General features: G+C 63.5%; 18 protein-coding genes. 5 read left to right on the top strand and 13 right to left on the bottom strand.

Going from position 1 to position 16,368, the window contains the following annotated elements; translation table 11 throughout:
* Positions 1 to 11 precede the first annotated feature (11 nt).
* The 11 genes from EV192_RS27400 to EV192_RS27350 form a co-directional block, all read right to left on the bottom strand.
* Positions 12 to 629, bottom strand: a complete 618-nt coding sequence (locus EV192_RS27400) for a phage tail tube protein (protein WP_132120361.1) — start codon at positions 627 to 629, stop codon at positions 12 to 14.
* An 18-nt stretch (positions 630 to 647) separates the two neighbouring features.
* Positions 648 to 1,052 carry a hypothetical protein gene (locus EV192_RS27395; protein WP_207926257.1) on the bottom strand — a complete coding sequence of 135 codons (405 nt, stop codon included), beginning with the start codon at positions 1,050 to 1,052 and terminating at the stop codon, positions 648 to 650.
* A gap of 24 nt (positions 1,053 to 1,076) precedes the next feature.
* Positions 1,077 to 1,367, bottom strand: a complete 291-nt coding sequence (locus tag EV192_RS27390; RefSeq protein ID WP_132120359.1) for a DUF5403 family protein — start codon at positions 1,365 to 1,367, stop codon at positions 1,077 to 1,079.
* Positions 1,368 to 1,369: 2 nt separating this feature from the next.
* Complete coding sequence (locus EV192_RS27385; protein ID WP_132120357.1) at positions 1,370 to 1,723, bottom strand: hypothetical protein; 354 nt, start codon at positions 1,721 to 1,723, stop codon at positions 1,370 to 1,372.
* Positions 1,720 to 2,112 carry a Gp19/Gp15/Gp42 family protein gene (locus EV192_RS27380; protein ID WP_132120355.1) on the bottom strand — a complete coding sequence of 131 codons (393 nt, stop codon included), beginning with the start codon at positions 2,110 to 2,112 and terminating at the stop codon, positions 1,720 to 1,722. The genes EV192_RS27385 and EV192_RS27380 overlap by 4 nt, the downstream gene beginning before the upstream one ends.
* Before the next feature lie 304 nt (positions 2,113 to 2,416).
* Positions 2,417 to 2,689, bottom strand: coding sequence for an Lsr2 family DNA-binding protein (locus tag EV192_RS27375; RefSeq protein ID WP_132120353.1), 273 nt, complete (start codon positions 2,687 to 2,689; stop codon positions 2,417 to 2,419).
* Positions 2,689 to 3,657, bottom strand: a complete 969-nt coding sequence (locus tag EV192_RS27370; RefSeq protein ID WP_207926256.1) for a phage major capsid protein — start codon at positions 3,655 to 3,657, stop codon at positions 2,689 to 2,691. Before EV192_RS27370 ends, EV192_RS27375 begins: the two co-directional genes overlap by 1 nt.
* Positions 3,658 to 3,684: 27 nt before the next feature.
* Positions 3,685 to 4,221, bottom strand: a complete 537-nt coding sequence (locus EV192_RS27365; protein WP_132120352.1) for a hypothetical protein — start codon at positions 4,219 to 4,221, stop codon at positions 3,685 to 3,687.
* Between the two features lie 81 nt (positions 4,222 to 4,302).
* Positions 4,303 to 5,097 carry a VG15 protein gene (locus EV192_RS27360; RefSeq protein WP_132120350.1) on the bottom strand — a complete coding sequence of 265 codons (795 nt, stop codon included), beginning with the start codon at positions 5,095 to 5,097 and terminating at the stop codon, positions 4,303 to 4,305.
* Complete coding sequence (locus EV192_RS27355; protein WP_165960632.1) at positions 5,094 to 6,512, bottom strand: phage portal protein; 1,419 nt, start codon at positions 6,510 to 6,512, stop codon at positions 5,094 to 5,096. The genes EV192_RS27360 and EV192_RS27355 overlap by 4 nt, the downstream gene beginning before the upstream one ends.
* Before the next feature lie 23 nt (positions 6,513 to 6,535).
* Positions 6,536 to 8,203 (bottom strand): hypothetical protein, encoded by a 1,668-nt coding sequence (locus EV192_RS27350; RefSeq protein ID WP_132120346.1) that lies wholly within the window; start codon positions 8,201 to 8,203, stop codon positions 6,536 to 6,538.
* Between the two features lie 162 nt (positions 8,204 to 8,365).
* Between EV192_RS27350 and EV192_RS27345 the strand changes: the two genes are divergently transcribed.
* A complete protein-coding gene (locus tag EV192_RS27345; protein WP_132120344.1) occupies positions 8,366 to 8,980 on the top strand; it encodes a hypothetical protein in 615 nt (204 codons plus the stop codon).
* Positions 8,981 to 9,013: 33 nt separating this feature from the next.
* Here EV192_RS27345 and EV192_RS27340 read toward each other — a convergent pair whose 3' ends face one another.
* Both EV192_RS27340 and EV192_RS27335 read right to left on the bottom strand, forming a co-directional pair.
* The gene (locus tag EV192_RS27340) at positions 9,014 to 9,460 is read right to left on the bottom strand and encodes a phage terminase small subunit (RefSeq protein ID WP_132120342.1); all 447 of its coding nucleotides are present in this window, start codon (positions 9,458 to 9,460) and stop codon (positions 9,014 to 9,016) included.
* 1,683 nt (positions 9,461 to 11,143) lie between these two features.
* On the bottom strand, positions 11,144 to 11,692 hold the full coding sequence (locus tag EV192_RS27335; RefSeq protein ID WP_132120340.1) for a hypothetical protein: 549 nt from the start codon (positions 11,690 to 11,692) through the stop codon (positions 11,144 to 11,146).
* Between the two features lie 1,829 nt (positions 11,693 to 13,521).
* On the opposite strand from EV192_RS27335, the gene EV192_RS27325 reads away from it, so the two are divergent.
* From EV192_RS27325 to EV192_RS27315, 4 genes are all read left to right on the top strand, one after another.
* Complete coding sequence (locus EV192_RS27325; RefSeq protein WP_132120336.1) at positions 13,522 to 14,685, top strand: AAA family ATPase; 1,164 nt, start codon at positions 13,522 to 13,524, stop codon at positions 14,683 to 14,685.
* A 72-nt stretch (positions 14,686 to 14,757) separates the two neighbouring features.
* Positions 14,758 to 15,609 (top strand): DUF7192 family protein, encoded by an 852-nt coding sequence (locus tag EV192_RS27320; protein WP_132120334.1) that lies wholly within the window; start codon positions 14,758 to 14,760, stop codon positions 15,607 to 15,609.
* Positions 15,610 to 15,838: 229 nt separating this feature from the next.
* Positions 15,839 to 16,003 carry a hypothetical protein gene (locus tag EV192_RS54065; RefSeq protein ID WP_165960631.1) on the top strand — a complete coding sequence of 55 codons (165 nt, stop codon included), beginning with the start codon at positions 15,839 to 15,841 and terminating at the stop codon, positions 16,001 to 16,003.
* Positions 16,000 to 16,239 carry a hypothetical protein gene (locus EV192_RS27315; RefSeq protein ID WP_132120332.1) on the top strand — a complete coding sequence of 80 codons (240 nt, stop codon included), beginning with the start codon at positions 16,000 to 16,002 and terminating at the stop codon, positions 16,237 to 16,239. Before EV192_RS54065 ends, EV192_RS27315 begins: the two co-directional genes overlap by 4 nt.
* The last annotated feature ends 129 nt before the right edge of the window (positions 16,240 to 16,368 follow it).

Below are 16,368 nucleotides of genomic sequence, written 5' to 3'. Positions count from 1 at the left end.
CAGGTTGGACACTAGACAGAAGCCCTCTCATCAGTCGTGGTGAAGCCCGCTGGGGGCGGGTTGATCCCGGTGTCCAGGCTGATCCAGCGCAGCAGGTCCGCGGTGCCGTCGTCCAGGATCGTGGCCCGCACCGGCAGGTTGCCGAACTCATCGGTCGCCAACGCGACCGCGTCTTGGCGGCGGATGGTGGTCTTCCCGGCATAGAACGCGATCGACGTGGGGCCGTCGACAACCACGATCAGCAGGGCCTGGTTGGGCAGTTTGGTGGCGGTGCGGCGGACCGCGAACACCCCCGGTTCGGTGGACGCGTTCTGGACACCGTAGTACAGCTCCAACGCGTGGCCGTCGAACTGTTGCAAGGTGAAGTTCACGAAGTCCACAGGGGTTTCGGTTTCCACCGATCGCAGGGCTTTGTTGGCCCAGGTGCCACGGACTTCGCTGCCGCCACCGTCAAACCCGAACTCCGGCAGGTCTTTCTCGCTGGTGTGCCCGACGCTGATCCAGCCGGACAGGGTGGTGGTGGGCGTGAACGCATCGATCACCGCCGCAGTCGGCGCGGCCGTGCCAGCGGGAGCGGTGAAGATGAAACCCCTACTAGCGGTGAGCACGGCGTTGTCGTTGATCGTCATAAGCTGCTGTTGTCTCCCTTAGCGGGGTGGTCGGAGGCCGAGTTGGATGAGGCCCTGCACCCGCCACGTGTCATCCCACGGGGAATCGAACTGGGTTGGCCCCATCGTTTCGTAGTACGAGTGCAAATAACCTTGCGGTGTCAGGGTTTGATTGCGGACCATGTCCCAGAGTACGGTCCTGGCGTCGAGATACAGGTTCTCGCAGGCGATCAGACCGTCTCGGGTGTAGGCGGTCATCTCGATGACCGGTAGATCCAGCCGGCGCACGTCCCGAGGTAGGCCGCCCAGGCGGCGGATGTTCAGGCTCGGGAAGGTCCGATGGTCGACATCCGGCATCCAGGACATGACCATCACCCCGGGCAGGGCGGCCCGCAGGACGGGCAGGAGGACTTCTTGGATGCGGGGCATGGTGCGCTGCACCACTCGCCGGTCTCCTTCCACGCGGGGTTAGTGGGCGGCCCGGGTGACGATGTACAGGCCGTGGACGTAACGGCCGGTTTTGTTGTGGATGTGCCCGAACTCGATACTGAGTGCGGCTTCGTCCACCAGGGACACCAGCGTGTCGACCTGATGGCGGGTGAGGTCGATCTCGGCGTGCCCGCTGTCGCGATGCATGTCCAGGAACGTTTCCGCGCGGGCGGCGATGATCGTGCCGCGGTGGTGTACCGCGTCAGTCACGCCATCGAGGTGGGCGACGATGCTGTTGATCGTGCGGTTGCTGTAGCGCCGCTCAGCCATGGTTAGGTCCTGCGGATGGTGTAGTCGAGATGCCGGGTGCGTGCGGAGCCGTTGTAGCGGCGGGCCTCGCCGACGATCGCCCAGTACTGCCCGCGCCACTCGATCCGCGCCTGCGCGGACAGGACATAAGGAAACGACCGGGGGAAGCGCAGTCGGTAGACCTCTTCGGACTCGAAACCTTCGTTGTCTTGTTCCGAACGCCGCGCGGAGGTCCCCGACTGCGCGAGTAACTGGATCATCGCCCTCGCCGGGATACCGGTCTTAGCTGGGCGGGTCATGATGTTCCCATCAGAGTCCACAGTGGTCTCTTCGAGGAACACGAGGATGTGTTCGTGGGCGCGGTCGAGCAGGCTCATGTCCAGGAGTCCGTTTCCCGGGTGGGGTGTTGGAGGTAGGGCGTGAGGGTGAACGCGCCGCGCCGCACGCCGAGTAGGCGCCATTCGGTGTCGGTGACCTCCAGTCGCCCGGAGGCGACCTGGCTGGAGATCATGTAGGAGTAGTTGCCGTCCGACTCTTGGGTGTAGCCCTCGGGGTTGCGGATCAGGCGGAGCACCATGTCGGACTCGACCATGACCACGATCGCCTTCGGCAACACCCCCGTGGTGACGCGCTCGGCGAGGTCCGGGACGCGGTCGGCGATCAGCAGCTCGGCGTCCGCCAGCCGGGCGGTCACTACCCGATGTTCGCTCTCATCCAGGTCCCGGCCCAGCCGGAATTCAACATCGGCCGCGACGGCGTAAGCCAACCTCGGTCACCTCCCCGGTGAGTGCTGGTGGGTGGACTGATCTGGGCTGTTGCGAGCCTGGTCTGACAATGGGCGGTGGCGCGCCTGCCGCCGAAACGCAACATGTGGTCTGCAACTTGCAATGCGGCCGAATGGCCTGAAGTGGTTGGTGCGTAACGGTTTTGCAAGAACTGCGTCACCCGGTCGGCGGTTGGTTGGGTGTCGCCTGGGGAGCAGCCTGTTGCGTTGGGCGCCGGGTGGGGAGCGCGGGTGTTCGTGCTGATGCCACAGTCCCGGTGCACTCGTGCCGGCGCCCCCTGCCCTGTTAATGCTGGTGCGCGTCGCGGTATGCCTGCATCACACGGTCGGGGATGCGGCCCTTGTCCGGGCAGTCCACGCCGGTGGCTTGTGCCCAGGCACGAACGTCAGCCGGAGTCGGCGGATCGGTCTCCGACCGCTCGTCTGCGGTGTCGGCTGGCTCGGTGACGAGCGGGTAGTGACAGAGGCGGGCCTGCTCGGCGGAGACGGTGACCTCGATGCCGTTGGGCAGCAGGGCACGGACCGTCTCCGGCGGCTGGTAATGATCGCGGGCGGCCATCAGGCCGCCGGGGTGGTGTACTGGTAGCGCACGAACGCCTCCGGGTCGTTGACCAGGAACCCGTATTCGGCCTCGGCGCGGATCGCGACCAGGTTCTTCTCCCACAGCGAGGTGAGCTGGCCGTTGATCGTGACGGTGGCCTCGGTGGACACGTCGTAGGAGATCCCGCCGACCACACCCCAGGCGGCCTGTCGCCAGTTGCCGCCGAACGCCACGGTGTACTTGGTGTTGACGGTGGCGGGGACCGGCTCGGCCACCAGCTCGTTCATGTAGGACGGGCGGTTGATCAGCCGGCCTGGGCGGGCGGCGGCCTGGGTGGTCTCGGTCAGCGGTGTTTCGATGTAGATCGGCCTGCCGTTGCGGTCGGTCGCGTCCAGGAACAGCGGCTCCGTGCTGTCGTCCAGGGCGAACCCGGTGAGCTTCTTGCCACGGTCGACCAGGACCCGCAGGCCGGCGACCACGTTGGAGTGCACGGTGCGGGGCTTGGCCGCAGCGAGGTCTTCCTTGTCGAGGTCCACGGCCTTGGTGGTCTGGGACAGCCACGTGCTGAACGGGCCGCCACCGGCAGTGCCGTCCGGGCCACGGTCGTAGAGTGCAGCCGCGTCGAACGCGAGCGCGAACGCCTCGCCGATCTGCGGGCGGAGCAGGTTCATGTAGTTCGCGGGGTTGGCCCGCACGACTTCGGCGGACACGACCGCGATGGCGGCGATCTTCTTCGGTTCGATGGTCTTCAGGCCGACGGCGGCGTTGCTGGCGGGCTTCTGGCCGCCTTCGGTGACCCATCCGGCGCTCATCTTGCCGGTCACGACCGGGATGGCCTGGCCATTGATGCCGAGCGGGACCTGTTGCACGAGCTGCTGCACGACGGAGACCTTGTACGCCTCTTCGAAGATCGGCGCGGACAGCTCCGGGCGCAGGAACCCAGCGAACTGGGTATCGGTGGTTTTGGTGGGGGCGGTGATAGCCACGTGTGACGGGCGCCTTTCGGTCGTGTGTTAGATGCCGAGCTTGTTCTTCAGGCTCTCCAGGAGCGGGTCACCGTTGAGCGCCAACGGGTTGTTGTCGCCGGACGGGGACAGGTCCACCGCGGGCGTGCGGGCCGGGGCGGCGCTCACGCCGCCGAACAGGGCTTTGACCTTCGCGGCGTGCGCTGTGATCTCTTCCGGCGTGTTGCCCTGAAGCAGGGACGCGAACTCCAGCGCGGACGCCGCCGGGACGTCGGCGGTGAGCGCGGCCTGCACCTTGAGCATGTCCACAGCTGCCTTCGCGAGGTCGGCCTTGGTCGCCTCGTGGGCGGCGGTGACCTGCGCCAGCTGGGTTTCGAACGCGGCCGTCAGGTCGGTCTTGACGGTGTTGACCGCGTCGTTGCGTTCGGTGCGGTACTTCGCCGCCTCGCTGTTGGCTTTCGTCAGCGCGGTGCGCGCCCATTCCGGGAGCTGGTCAACCGCCTGTGGCTCGCTTACCGGTGCCGGAACGGCCACGGTGGCGGGAACAACGGTGGCCGGGGCGGCGGGAGTAGGGGTGTCAGTCATGTGCCTTACCTCCTGGGCAGGTCGGGTGAGAGCGTCCACCTGGGACACTTAAGGGGATGGAAAGGGCTTAGCCGCTCAGTGTTAAGCGGCTAAGGACATCGCGGGGATGTCGACCGTGCCGCTGTCGAGGGCGCGGCGGAAGGCGTTGAGCTTCGCTGTCCCGGTGTGGCCTTGGGTGTGCTCGGCCCAGATCCGGCGGGCACGCAAGAAGGCGTCCCGGCCGGGCCAGTCGGCGCGGTTGAACACCGGCACGACTTTGCAGTCGCATCCGGGGTGCCATCGGGTCATCAACTCGTCCAGCGCGGCCTTGTCGCCTGTGGCGATCAGGTCGTGGGCGGTGGTGTCGTCGGTGTCCAGTCCGGCGCCCTCGGCCGAGACGTAGACCGGGCCACGGGAGACCAGCATCAGGCAGAACGCACAGGTTTCCCGGCCGGTCGCGACCCGCGCCCAGCCGACCACGACGGGGTCGGAGTCCACGGCCCGCAGCTGGGTGCGGCGGCCACCGTTCTCCACCTGGGTCGCGGCCCGCAACGCCACCTCGGCCACCGCGGACTCCGACGCGCCGGCCCGGGTCATCGCCTGCCGGGCCGGTTCCATGGCTTCGCGGAACCAGTCCGGCCGGTACCCCGCGAGGAACAGGTCATGACGCGGCTGGTCCGGACGGTGGAGCTGGCGTTGCTGGTCGTAGAACCGGCGGGCCAACTCCGCCGACCGGGTCCGGGCCTCCTCCACATAGGGGAACAGCAGGTCCAGCAGCGTGAACCAATCCCGCAGCGACAGACCCGGTAGCCGGAAGAACTTGAGCAGGCGCAACACCGTCGCCACCAGGGCCGCGGTGATCACCGCCTGCGCCAGGGCGTAGTCCTCGGCGGTCACGCGGCCTCCGCCGCCGGCTCATCGTCGGGGGTGTCACTGAAGCGGGGCGCGGCTGGGCGGGTCAGCGCGGCGAGCTGGGTGACGGGGTTGTCTTTGTCCCAGGTTTCCATCTGGCGGCGTTCCTCGGCGCTGTAGCCGAGATCGATCCGGGCGCGTTCGACCGGGATGATCGGCCGCCCGTCCGGGGTGCTGGCGGTGGCCAGCTTGACCACCGCGTCCGCCTTAGCGGCGAACGTCGGGGTGGCGGGGTCGCGCCAGAGCACTTCCATCCGGCGGGCGTCGCGGGGAATATTCCCGTCCATGACCAGCAGGGCGATCCGCATGGCCTGTTCCCAGGGGCCGCCGAAGATCCGTTGCTTACGCTCGGCCTTCTTGACCAGGCGGCTTTCCGCCGACCGGATGGCCTCGGCGGAGGCGGGGTTGTCGCTGGCGAACGCCAGATACTGCGGCGGCAAACCGGTGTAGGTGGCGGCCTGTTTGGCCAGTTCCTGCATGACTTCGGTGAAGTTCCGTAGCTCGGCCGCGGTGAACTGTTGGGCTTTGCCCTCCGGGTCCTCGAACGCCAGAATCCGCGCGATGTACGCCTCGAACACCTTCCGCTTGTTCGTGGGGTCGTCGGCGATTTCCTCGGGCTTGATCCCGAACAGCAGCCGTTGCGGGACCGCCATCAGCTCGGCGGTGGCCTGCATGTTCATCATCGTCCGGGCCGCCGCGTCGGTCACCGACCGCAGCTCGGGCGTGATCTCCGAGCGACCGTAGCGCTCGGTCAACCGCGACCGGTTCAACAACGGCACCACGGGAACCACGCCGAGGTTGTGGCTGGCGTGGAAGTCGACCGTCCACCCGTCCGCGCCGCCTTGCAGCAGGCCGGTGGTGGAGTCCGGTAGGTAGATCGTCACGTAGTCCGGGACCGGCGGCCCAAAGGGGCTGTCGCCCTTGATCACGCGGACCGCGCGCTTGACCCGGTGGGTGCGGTAGTCGATGTCGGCCCACATCGTGCTGGGTGACTCGACCTGGATCACTGGGACGGTAGCGTCGGCTAACGGGTCGCTCGGGTCGGGTGCCGAGACGACGATGTAGGCGCGGCCGTGGATCAGGGCTTCGGTGTGGGCGTAGCTGGACACCTCGTCCAAGCGGTTGGACTGCCACCACTCCCACAACCGGGTATCGGCCTTAGGCTCGCCGGCCATCCGGAAGCCCTCAATGTCCAAGCGTTCCTCCACCGAGTCGACGTAGACGCGGCACCAGCCGATCTGGGCCAACAGGTCCCGCATCTCCGGCGGGGTCGACACGCCGACTGAGATCGGTCGCTTCTGGGACTCGTAGTAGAGGACGTTGTCCGCGAGGCCGGTTTGGGATGACCCGAAGTCGGCCACGAGTTGCTGGATGTGGTCCAACAGGATCGGGGTCGTCACCGGAATACCACTGCCTTCCTGTGTTATTTGAAGATGACTGCGCGCCCTGAACGGTTCTTGTTGGACATCAGGAAGTCGTAACGAGCACCGAACGCGAGCACCGAGCACACCGCGGCGTCGATCTTGCGAGAGGAGTCCTTGGACGCTTTGCGGATGGAGATCGCATCGAAGTTGGTCGGGTGGCGGTGGGCGTTGAGCACGTGCTGACGCAGCACGACGGCGCCGTTGTGGCACAGGCCGCCTTCCAGGACCGCGTCCAGGAACCGCTCGCAGTCCAAGGCGAACCGTTTCTGCTGGCCGCGCATGTCGAACGCGACCGGGCTGTTCGGCGCCGCCTTGACCTTGAGCTTGCGGCCGAAGGTGCGGGACCACTGGTCCACGTACGCCTCGAACTCCCGCACATCCGCGCGGAACCCAACGACGTCGAACCGGGAGAACGCCCACTCGACCATCGCGTTGACGTCCTCGCGCGGGATCTCCCCGCCGTAGGACTCGGGGTCCCAGACCTTCAGCGGGAACAGCGCGGCGTCCTCGATCCGGCAGGCCACCAATGCGGTCCAGTCGTGGGACTTGGACCCGTCGAACCCGAGCGTGATCCGCTGCCCGGCCTCCAGTTGGACATCCGCCTGGTTGCGGTCCCACTCGTGCGGGGCGATCCAGGCATCCTCGGAGGCGTTGATCTGGTTGAGGAACTTGCGGCGGGATTCCGACACCGGGTTGTTGATGTCCAGAATGGACGCCACGATGGTGTCGATGTTCAGCCACACCGCATCACCCCGAGCGACCTCAAGCCCACGGCGTAGCGCCTCGATCCCGGCCTCGAACCCTTCCGGGTCGATGTCCGGGTTGGGGATCTCGGAGACGGGTGTGCCGGCGGGTGCTTCGACGGCGTCGTAGAGGATGCCGGTGTCGATCGCCTGACCGGCTTGGACGGCTTGGTAGGAGTCCCAGAGGCGTTCGCCGACCGATTCCTGACCGGGCACGTGTGCGTTGCAGATCCCCAGGTACCGGGCGATGCCGTCGGCGGACTTGGTCACGTTGCCCTCGATCACGCTGTACATCGCGTGACCGTTGTTCGCCTCCACCCACCACTGGATCTCGTTGAGGACCACGAACGTCGGCCGCTTGCCTTCTAAGGACAACGGCGAAGACGTGACGCCCTCGATCATCCCGCCCGACTTCGCGTAGATGATCGTGCGGTTGATCTCCAGCCCGCAGTCCTCGCGGAGCTTCTTCGACGCCATCGCCGGAAACAGGCTGAACGTGTTCCTTGTCTGGTCCTGGCTGACGGCGGCGACCTGAACCCACGCGGAATCCCTTAGCTTGCCGACCGGGTTTCCGTTGTCCCAGTGGGAGAACGCGACCGGGCCGCACAACTCCGCCAAGCTCATCGCCGCGGCCAGCGGGTCCTTGCCCCAGCCTTTGAGCCGGCGAAGCAGACCGGACCGGTAGACGAACCGGCCGCGGTCGTCCACCGCGTACCACCAGATCAGAAACCTAGCTTGCTCGAACGTCGGCAGAAACGGCTTGCCCGCGCGAGGACCGCCCGGCTGAAGGACGTTCTCGGCAAGCCAATTGATGACGCCCCACCCCAGGGTGCGCTCAGGCTCGAACCAGCCGCCCGCGCGCAGCCGCCGCCAGGTCGGGCCAATGACGTGACTGGGAGCGGGCAGCAGGAGATTGTCCCGCATGCGACTCCTAGATCAATTTTCAGAATGGACTACGACTGGATGCTGCGCTTCCGGCTACAGACACTCGGTTACCTTGGTGCCATGACCACCGCTCCAGGCGTTTGAACAGCGGGTGCCACTCCTGCACATCGATAGCGAGGACAAGGGGAGGACGTCAGTCGCATGAACTGGGACAAAATCTGGGACGCCATCAAACATGCCGCAACGAGGCCGGAATGGTGGTCCGCCGCAACCGGTATCCTCGGTCTTCTAATAGCTACGTTTGCGTTTCTTGCCGCGTGGCGAGCGGCGCGCGCGGCAATGGCGGCATACCGGACTCAAACACAGCAGCTTGTGGAGATGGAGAGTCAAACGCAAAGTATGCAAGATCAAGTATCGGCTGCGCGAGAGCAACTGGCAGAGGAGAAGATGAACGGGATCTCCATCTGGCTCGCACCGCACGAGGAAGACGAAGGAGCTGACATTCGTTACGTAAACACGAGCGGGCATCCGGTGTATAACATCGCTCTGGAGATTACCGACATCTCTGATAAGTATATGAAGATACCCGTCTTGGAGCCCACCACTCAGCCAACGACGATAAAGCAAGCAACGGAGTATTTCGCAGAGGAACTGTCATTCATTGGCGACCTTAGAAGGCCGGGAATCTGCTTCCAGTTTGACACATGGGAAGGAGTTCGCTACGTACGCGACCATGGCGGCAGTGTCATTTCAGCCGGCGGCAACCCGCTGTACACACGCCCTCACAGGAAATGGCTGCCCGACTTCCTGCGATAAACCAGCGCTGGGCAACGCCTCACACCCCATGAGCTACTGCGCCATCTGCTGGCGGAACATCTCGGCCACATCGATCACGGTGGCCGTGGTCTGCTCCCGCTCGATCTCCAGCCGGACTCGACGCCGTGCGCCCTCGCTGACAAGCAGTTCGGTGAGCGCCGCGTTGACCGCGGCCAGCATCTGACTCGACGGCCGGGCCGACTGGATCAGCTTGTTCGCGAAGTGCAGCGTGAACCGGGCGAACTGCCAGTCCGACGGCTCGTAGAACTGCGACTGCGCCGAGTCCCTCAACGACGCGTAGAAGTCGACGATCAGCGGGTGCGGGTCCTCGATGTCCAGATCCGGGATCTCCACCGACCCGACGGCCGGGAGCTTCTCCACAGTGCCGCCTTCATCCTTGTTACGGCGGACTCGTTGATCACTTCGCTTAGGTACGGGGCCTCTGGTACCCGTCGTGATCACCTCCAGTGTCTGCGTCATCAACGTCTTGCCAGAACGGATGTGGAACCGCACTTGCGTGCCGGGAGTACGTTCCGCTCAGCCGGTGCCGCGGGTGGCGCCCTGTCGAGCAGGTGCAGTCCACCCCCCAAGATCAGGCCGGCCATTTCCGCAGCGTGGCTTCGCCGAAGGCGCTCCAATTGTCCACCGAGCTGGCGGTGGTCTCAGGCAAACGTGCTGATCACCTGCACCCAGCTCGCGCGTGCGCGGTTGGCCAGCATCGTCTACAGGTCCGAGGCAGCCGTGCTGGTGTTGGGCGACCGCACAAGTGCCGTGGCCTGCCTAAACGCACTTCTGAACCGATACGGAAGCCTATTTCACTATCGCGTGCCAGCCCGATTGGAAGGCCGTATACAGAGTAGACCACTCGAACCGGGGACATACCCTAATGCCGAGGAGCCCCTGTCGTGATCGATGTCGTTGCTGTCGCGGTCAGGCTCGTTGATCGCCAGCCCGAGGCTGGATTGCAGACGCTTGCAGACGGTCTCCCTCTGGGCTTCACGACAGTGCAACCAGCAGGCTGGTCCCATCGGCCGATCGAGTCGACCACCGTGACCACAAGCAGGCGACTTGACAACCCCGGTACTTTCTGGCCGAAGTCCGCCAGCCGGGCCTCGTCCATCTGTGGATCGAGGCCCGGCTTTTTCGATCTTGGGAGGTGATTGATGCTTGAACGACGAAGCGAGTTGTGGCAGACAGTCCGGGCAGTAGTTCGAAGCCCTACCCAGACTGCCTGCGCGTGCGCGCTGCTTCTGTTCGTCGCAGGAGCAGCCGCAATGCTGCTGGCGTTGGCCATCGCACTGATGCCGCACTACATGGTCCGTCAGACCTTGTCACTGATGCGAGAGCGACGTAGCAACTCGCCGCAGCACAGGAAGAGTACGACATGATCTCGTGGGCGCCCCTCATCCAGGGGCGCCCATCCTTCCACTCTGCCCATCGCGGCACAGGGGCCTTGACGAGGCCAGACTGCCCAAGCAGGGACAAGCTGATCAGTGACGCGAACTGTGGAACGCCAGCCCTCCGCGTAGAGGATGCCAGCAACTCGCGTCGCTGTGCGGCGGCATGCCCATTGCGTTGTAGAGCCGTGAGGAGACGCACCACGAGGCATACACGCAGGTGAGCGACGCTCGGCGCTTGATCGGGTCCGCATCGCAAGAACTTCTGTGAACGAACTTTACGTCGCGGCTCAGGCGACATTCGGGTGGTTGCACCTTAATTACTGGCGCGTAGGTCACGATCGGTTAAGTCGACGTGCTGCACTTGCGGCATGCGTTGGCCTGAACTCGGCTTCGCCGGAGCACCAGCATTGATCTCGGCGCCGTTCGGCGCTCCGTGGCCCGTCGTGTTGGTGCTCGGGGTCCTGGGACTACTGATCTACGCCTGGGTGCAGTTCCTTCGGCACAAGGAGCACATGCGTGCACTCGACAGGACCGCGGCCGGCAAGGTCGCGGAAGTGCTTCGTGCTAGGTCTGATCTTCATTCGGCCTCACAACGGACTCGCCGGCCGTGAAGGTGCCCTGCCCGTCGCACGTCCTCAACCGCGGATTGGTCACGGAAATACGGATCGAGATCGGCTCAGGTACTGAGGAGGATTACGACGAGGACGAGGACAAATAATGGCCATCCTGGAGTCCGGCCAAGAAATCCGCAGCAAGGTACGCACTATGCCGGACGGATCTCCTTCGCGCGAAACCGAACGCGTCTGCGATGTTCTGCTTCAAGCCCCTGGAAATTGACCGGATGGAGACTGTCCCAGTCTGGGTTCGGACCGACGAACTGGTGCAACTCTTCAATGAAATCGTACAGCAGATAGTCTGCAATACCGGCGCTACGTGCGTTGTTCAGCATGGCGTGAGCAACATGGTTCAAGTAGCTCATTCGCGCCATGATCTTCGTTTGTTCGTCGAGTACCTTGACCAACGTCGCAGTGTGGCTGACAAGGCGAGATGGAGCTAACGGCCGCGCCGAGAGAACCATCGCCGTCGCTGCGGGTGCCTCCAAGAGGTACTCGCTTCCGTATGTCTTGAGAATCATTATCAGCGTAGGAACGGGGACTCCGGCCCGCCGAGCGTTATCCACGACAGCGTCGAGGACAGCGCTATTCGCGCTCAACGCATGGTTCAGCGCGTACGACTCAGTGATCGTCGCCGCGAGCGGATCAAGGTAGCGTCGGAACATCGACTGAGGCAGCGGAGCATCCGTGTCAGACACGTACAGCATCATACCGCCGGCCGATCGAAGATCACCACGGGCCAGTGCGCGACCTCCGACAACGGCTCAACGGCCTGAAAACCCGTACATTCCCGCAGGACCGCTATACGCCGCGATCTACGAGACCCCGAGTGGGGGTTATCCCCCTGGGGTAGCGCTATTCGAATTCCCATTGCCTAAGGTCAGAATGCGGCTAAGCGCATTCCTAGCTCTGCGCTCTCACGCCTAATCCGGAAGTGCGCGTGCCTAAGCACGCGCCTACTCCTGCACCCCTACCCCCTGTGTTGCCTGCCCGGGGGTGTGTCTTTCCCTGTGCCGGTATTCCCAGGGTGTCTGTCTGCCGGCCTACGCCGTAGTGCCCGTAACCGCGCCTTAGCGCGGTTACCCTCGCTAGCGCTCTTCTCGCCGTGACAGGTACCGCACACCGCCCGTAGGTTCTCTAACCAGTGGTTATCCCCCGGCTGTAGGTGGTCTACCTCTGTGGCGTGGGTAGTGCAGCCTGGTCCCTGTATCTGACAGGTGAACCTGTCCCGCTTGAGGACTGCTAGCCGTAGGGCCGTCCACCCGGTAGGGAGACGGCCCTTTCGGCTTGAGCTTGTCCAGCTCAAAACTTGGGTCCCCCTATTTGCAGTACCCCTTTGAGGGGTACTGCCCTACTAGGGACGGCTGTAGGCCGTCCTAGCTAGGTAGTAGTTCGAGGCGCGCCTTAAGCGCGCTCTGCCACTCGGCTTGCTGTCTCCCCTTGGGGGTCAACTGCCACGCCAGTGGCAGGCGAACCTCACGGTTCGCTCTCTGGCCGCCGTAGCGGCCTCTAGTTCCTGGGGCCGTTGAACGGCCCTTGGGACGGCCTACCGGCCGTCCTTAGTAGGGAGGGACTTTCAGTCCCTCCCCCTAAAGAACGGGGAGTTGCGCCAGCAACCCCGTCACACGTGAGTGACCACGGTCACATCTGCGGCCGTAGCTCGGACCACCCTGACAGGCGCGGGAACACCGCGACCAGCGCCTTCACATCGACAGTGTGGCGCCAGTCACAGCGTATGAAGTTTTTCTGGACAACTGCGCCACGCGGCTGTAACTTTATTCGTGTCAGGCCAGCCGGGTTCACAGGGCGGCTGACAGGGACAGGCGATACCCCGAACGGTTCGTTCCCGAACTCGCGGACTTCGGCCACCCAATTCGATCCTTGAGAACTAAACAGTGGATTACCTACGCCAAAAACAGATGGCGAATACGAGTCACGCGACGATTCCGGTGAGCCAGGTGAGCGACATGAACGAGGTGCAATGACCCCCGTTAGGGGTGAGCGGACGGTATTCGCGGATAGACCAGCAAGAAACTTGCTTAACAGCGGTAACGCGAGTTTGGACTTTGAGTACCCGCACACAGGAGACCCTGTGTGCGGTTCTGAGAGACCAAACAACGAAAGAGGAACTTTGTTAGAGCTTGTTCAGCACATCATCATATATCACACGATGGGACATTTTGTGGCACTCAATCAATTGCTGAGCGAGGCCCCGTCGTTTAGGTGGATGGCAGGCTGCGAGGGTCGTGAGCGGGACTGGTTTCTTGAGGCGGTGCGACGCGCGGAGATTCAACACCAGGATGTCGCGAACCGCGAATACCTATTTACTGCTCTGACTGCCGATGACGCGGCGGAGGAAATGGGCATGCACTCAGATGAACGGGTGACGTGCAGGAATTGCCGCAACTGGGCAGACCACGCGCACTAGCCCCCGATTCAAGCTTAGCCGCTTTGGTGCCGTGCGGGTATCTGCCCGCACGGTCGCCATGGCTACTCAGCTACCCGCTTAACCTCTAGGAGAAGACCTATGACCCTGGTCAAGCATTCGACACGGACGGTGCGTAAGCCGTGCCGTTGGTGCGGCCGGTCGGATCTGTATTGGGCACACGACACCGAACGGGCGTACCACAAGCATTGCGACCGTTGCGACACAACCGGCGGCTTTGTCCTCATTGAGAAAGACGGCAGCCGTCACAATTGCCGGAACACGGATGGCTCCGGTGATTCGATGGGAGATGTGTACCTTGACGGCCCGACCGACGAAGACGAGAAAGAGGCTACTCCCGTGAATGCTCCAGTATCTCAGGATGTCCAAGCAGCATTGGGCATGTTGGTGGGAGCGTTGACGCCCCAGGTCGACCGGGCAGAGATCGAAGCAATGGTGAAAGAAGCCGTTGCCAATGTCGTGTTCCCGACGCGCACCGTGGTAGAGCGCGTCAACAGCGAACGCAAAGAGTTCACGGGTGCCACGCATCACAAGCTCAGCGACGTGATCACGTCGCTGATGGCGGGTGAGCACGTGCTGATGGTCGGCCCGGCAGGAACGGGTAAGTCGACCATTGCTGAACAGGCAGCGGAGGGCTTAGGGCTTAAGTCGTACTCGATCAGCCTGAGCCCCCAGACTCCCGCGTCTCAGCTCCTCGGATACATGCAAGCAACGGGCGACTACGTCCCTAGCCTGTTCCGTGAGGCTTACGAGCACGGCGGGCTGTTCCACTTCGACGAAATGGACAACGCACACCCGTCCGTGCTGGCCGTCGTCAACGCTGCTCTGGCCAACGGGCACATGGCGTTCCCGGACCAAATGGTCAAGCGGCACAAGGACTTCCGGGCCATTGCGAGCGCCAACACCTACGGGCGCGGCGCCACGCGGTCATACGTCGGCCGGCAAGCTATCGACGCGGCGACCCTGGACCGGTTCTCAGTCGAAACGATCGAGGTAGACGAGACGCTAGAGAACGAGCTGTGCCACTCGACCGGCCTTGAAACCGACCAGGTTGAGCGAGTGTTGACCTTCGTGCGAAGGCTACGTGCGAACGCAGAGGCGCACAGCATGCCCGTGGTGATCTCGCCGCGTGCGTCGGTCGGCATGTGCCGATTGCTGGCCGCTGGCCGGTCCTGGGAGTCGACCGTGCAAGCGCGCGTCCGGCGCGGCATGGGCGATACCGAGTGGAACAAGATCAACGGATGACGTCGTCAACGTCAGGCAAGGACTTCGGCCCCTTGCCTGGCTTTGAAGACGTGAATCTGAAAGAGAGTTGACATGCGAAATATCGTTGAAGGTGATCATTCGCGCCTTGAATTCGATTCGGTCGCGGACTTGCTTACTACGGTTCAGGCTCACCGATATGCCACCAATCTGGGGCTTATCGAAAGCATGCCCGAATTCTTCGGCGGTGACGTTCGTTCTATTGAGCACCTATTTGAACTCGCGCGTCTTGGTTGGGAGGAGCAACTAGACGCCACGCTCAACGTCGCCGCAGACGCGTTGGCAACAGTACAGCGATCGTATGACGTGCCTGATTGGCAGTCTCACTACGACGTTCAAGGGTCTGACGTAGACGTTGCCCGGTTCCTGTCGGGAGAACCTGAGAATATGGTGTCGCATCACCTAGTACCGACTCCTAGAATGGGGAGAGTTATCTCCCTCGCGGTCAACATCGGAGCCTCTTACGACATTTCCGCAATGGACATGATCGAGCGCGGCAAGTCTATTGTTGCGCTAGTGTACGCGCTCGAACGCATCGGCATTAGAACAGAGGTGTTCACGGATTCTCAAAGTAAGGGCTCCAAGGGGACATCGGAAACAATCCGTCAGGTGGTTAAGGTCAAGGATGCTGCCGACGCGTTAGACCCGGCGATGATTATGTTCACCCTCGCGCACCCCGCTTTTTACCGAGGGCTGGTTATGGCCTCGAAGCATGAGCATCCCCGCCGGTTTCATAAGCCCTTGAAAATTGGGAACACCTACGGCTACCCTATTGACCGCCTCTCAAATGAGGTATTTCCGAATGAGTGCATCATCCTCAAGACCGTGATGCGATCCGATGATCGTAACGTCTCGGACGTTGAAGCGTTCGTGGTTAGCCACCTTAAGGACCTCGGGCTGATCTAAGCCCCGGCGCTATCACTGTCGACCGGTTGAACTGAATGGTTCCCGTCGCACGCAACCGAGTGTTGCGTCCGGCGGAATCCATTCGGCAAGTGTCAGAGACATCCTTTCGTGTTGGCTTGATTCGGTGAGCATCAGCTGTGCCGCGCCGTGTCACGTCAACAACAGAAAGGCAAGACTGATGAAGGCGCGCACACGAAGCACCGTCCTACGAACATCCGCCCTGGCCCTGGTGACTGCCCTGGCGGCTTGCGTGCCCGCCGCCGGGGTACCGGCCCAGCGAGGACATTGGGAACGGTACTGCTCAGCCGACCTGACCGCCTGCTGGCTGGAGCTGGACCCGTGGGAACCCACCACGGGCACCAGCGACACCGCCGAACCGGAGTCGGTTCGGTGACCCGGTACGGACTCGTCATCGCACAGGTTCAAGGTTCCGACGGCACCTACTCGGTCTATGCGGTCGAGGGACACAGAACCAACCACCACGGTCGCTCCCTGCTGTACCTGCGGTACGTCGGCAGGACCCTGCCCGGCCGTCGGGATGTCGAGGAGATCACCCCCGATCCGGGCAACCTGGCCGGTGCCATCTGGCTTCCAGCCGACCTGTTCAGCCCCTTCACCCCTCCGTTCTAACCGCCCTGCGGGTTCTCCGTCTTGCCCATGAAAGGCATGGGCAAGCGCGGTGAGCGCACAGCGCAAACCTGAACACACAACCGACCTTTGATCGAGGTGAACGATGCCCACTCGCAGAGTCCGAATGAG

This window comes from Actinocrispum wychmicini (genome assembly GCF_004345645.1).
Taxonomy (GTDB): Bacteria; Actinomycetota; Actinomycetes; order Mycobacteriales; family Pseudonocardiaceae; genus Kibdelosporangium; species Kibdelosporangium wychmicini.
The sequence above is the reverse complement of the archived record's forward strand: the minus strand, read 5'-3'. Positions and strand labels throughout refer to the sequence as shown.

Bases quoted from the DNA above. Each gene is read 5' to 3' on its own strand.
- EV192_RS27400 (WP_132120361.1), bottom strand. From the start codon at position 629: ATGACGATCAACGACAACGCCGTGCTCACCGCTAGTAGGGGTTTCATC.
- EV192_RS27320 (WP_132120334.1), top strand. From the start codon at position 14,758: ATGCGAAATATCGTTGAAGGTGATCATTCGCGCCTTGAATTCGATTCG.
- EV192_RS27390 (WP_132120359.1), bottom strand. From the start codon at position 1,367: ATGGCTGAGCGGCGCTACAGCAACCGCACGATCAACAGCATCGTCGCC.
- EV192_RS27350 (WP_132120346.1), bottom strand. From the start codon at position 8,203: ATGCGGGACAATCTCCTGCTGCCCGCTCCCAGTCACGTCATTGGCCCG.
- EV192_RS27385 (WP_132120357.1), bottom strand. From the start codon at position 1,723: ATGAGCCTGCTCGACCGCGCCCACGAACACATCCTCGTGTTCCTCGAA.
- EV192_RS27345 (WP_132120344.1), top strand. From the start codon at position 8,366: ATGAACTGGGACAAAATCTGGGACGCCATCAAACATGCCGCAACGAGG.
- EV192_RS27325 (WP_132120336.1), top strand. From the start codon at position 13,522: ATGACCCTGGTCAAGCATTCGACACGGACGGTGCGTAAGCCGTGCCGT.
- EV192_RS27375 (WP_132120353.1), bottom strand. From the start codon at position 2,689: ATGGCCGCCCGCGATCATTACCAGCCGCCGGAGACGGTCCGTGCCCTG.
- EV192_RS27365 (WP_132120352.1), bottom strand. From the start codon at position 4,221: ATGACTGACACCCCTACTCCCGCCGCCCCGGCCACCGTTGTTCCCGCC.
- EV192_RS27340 (WP_132120342.1), bottom strand. From the start codon at position 9,460: ATGACGCAGACACTGGAGGTGATCACGACGGGTACCAGAGGCCCCGTA.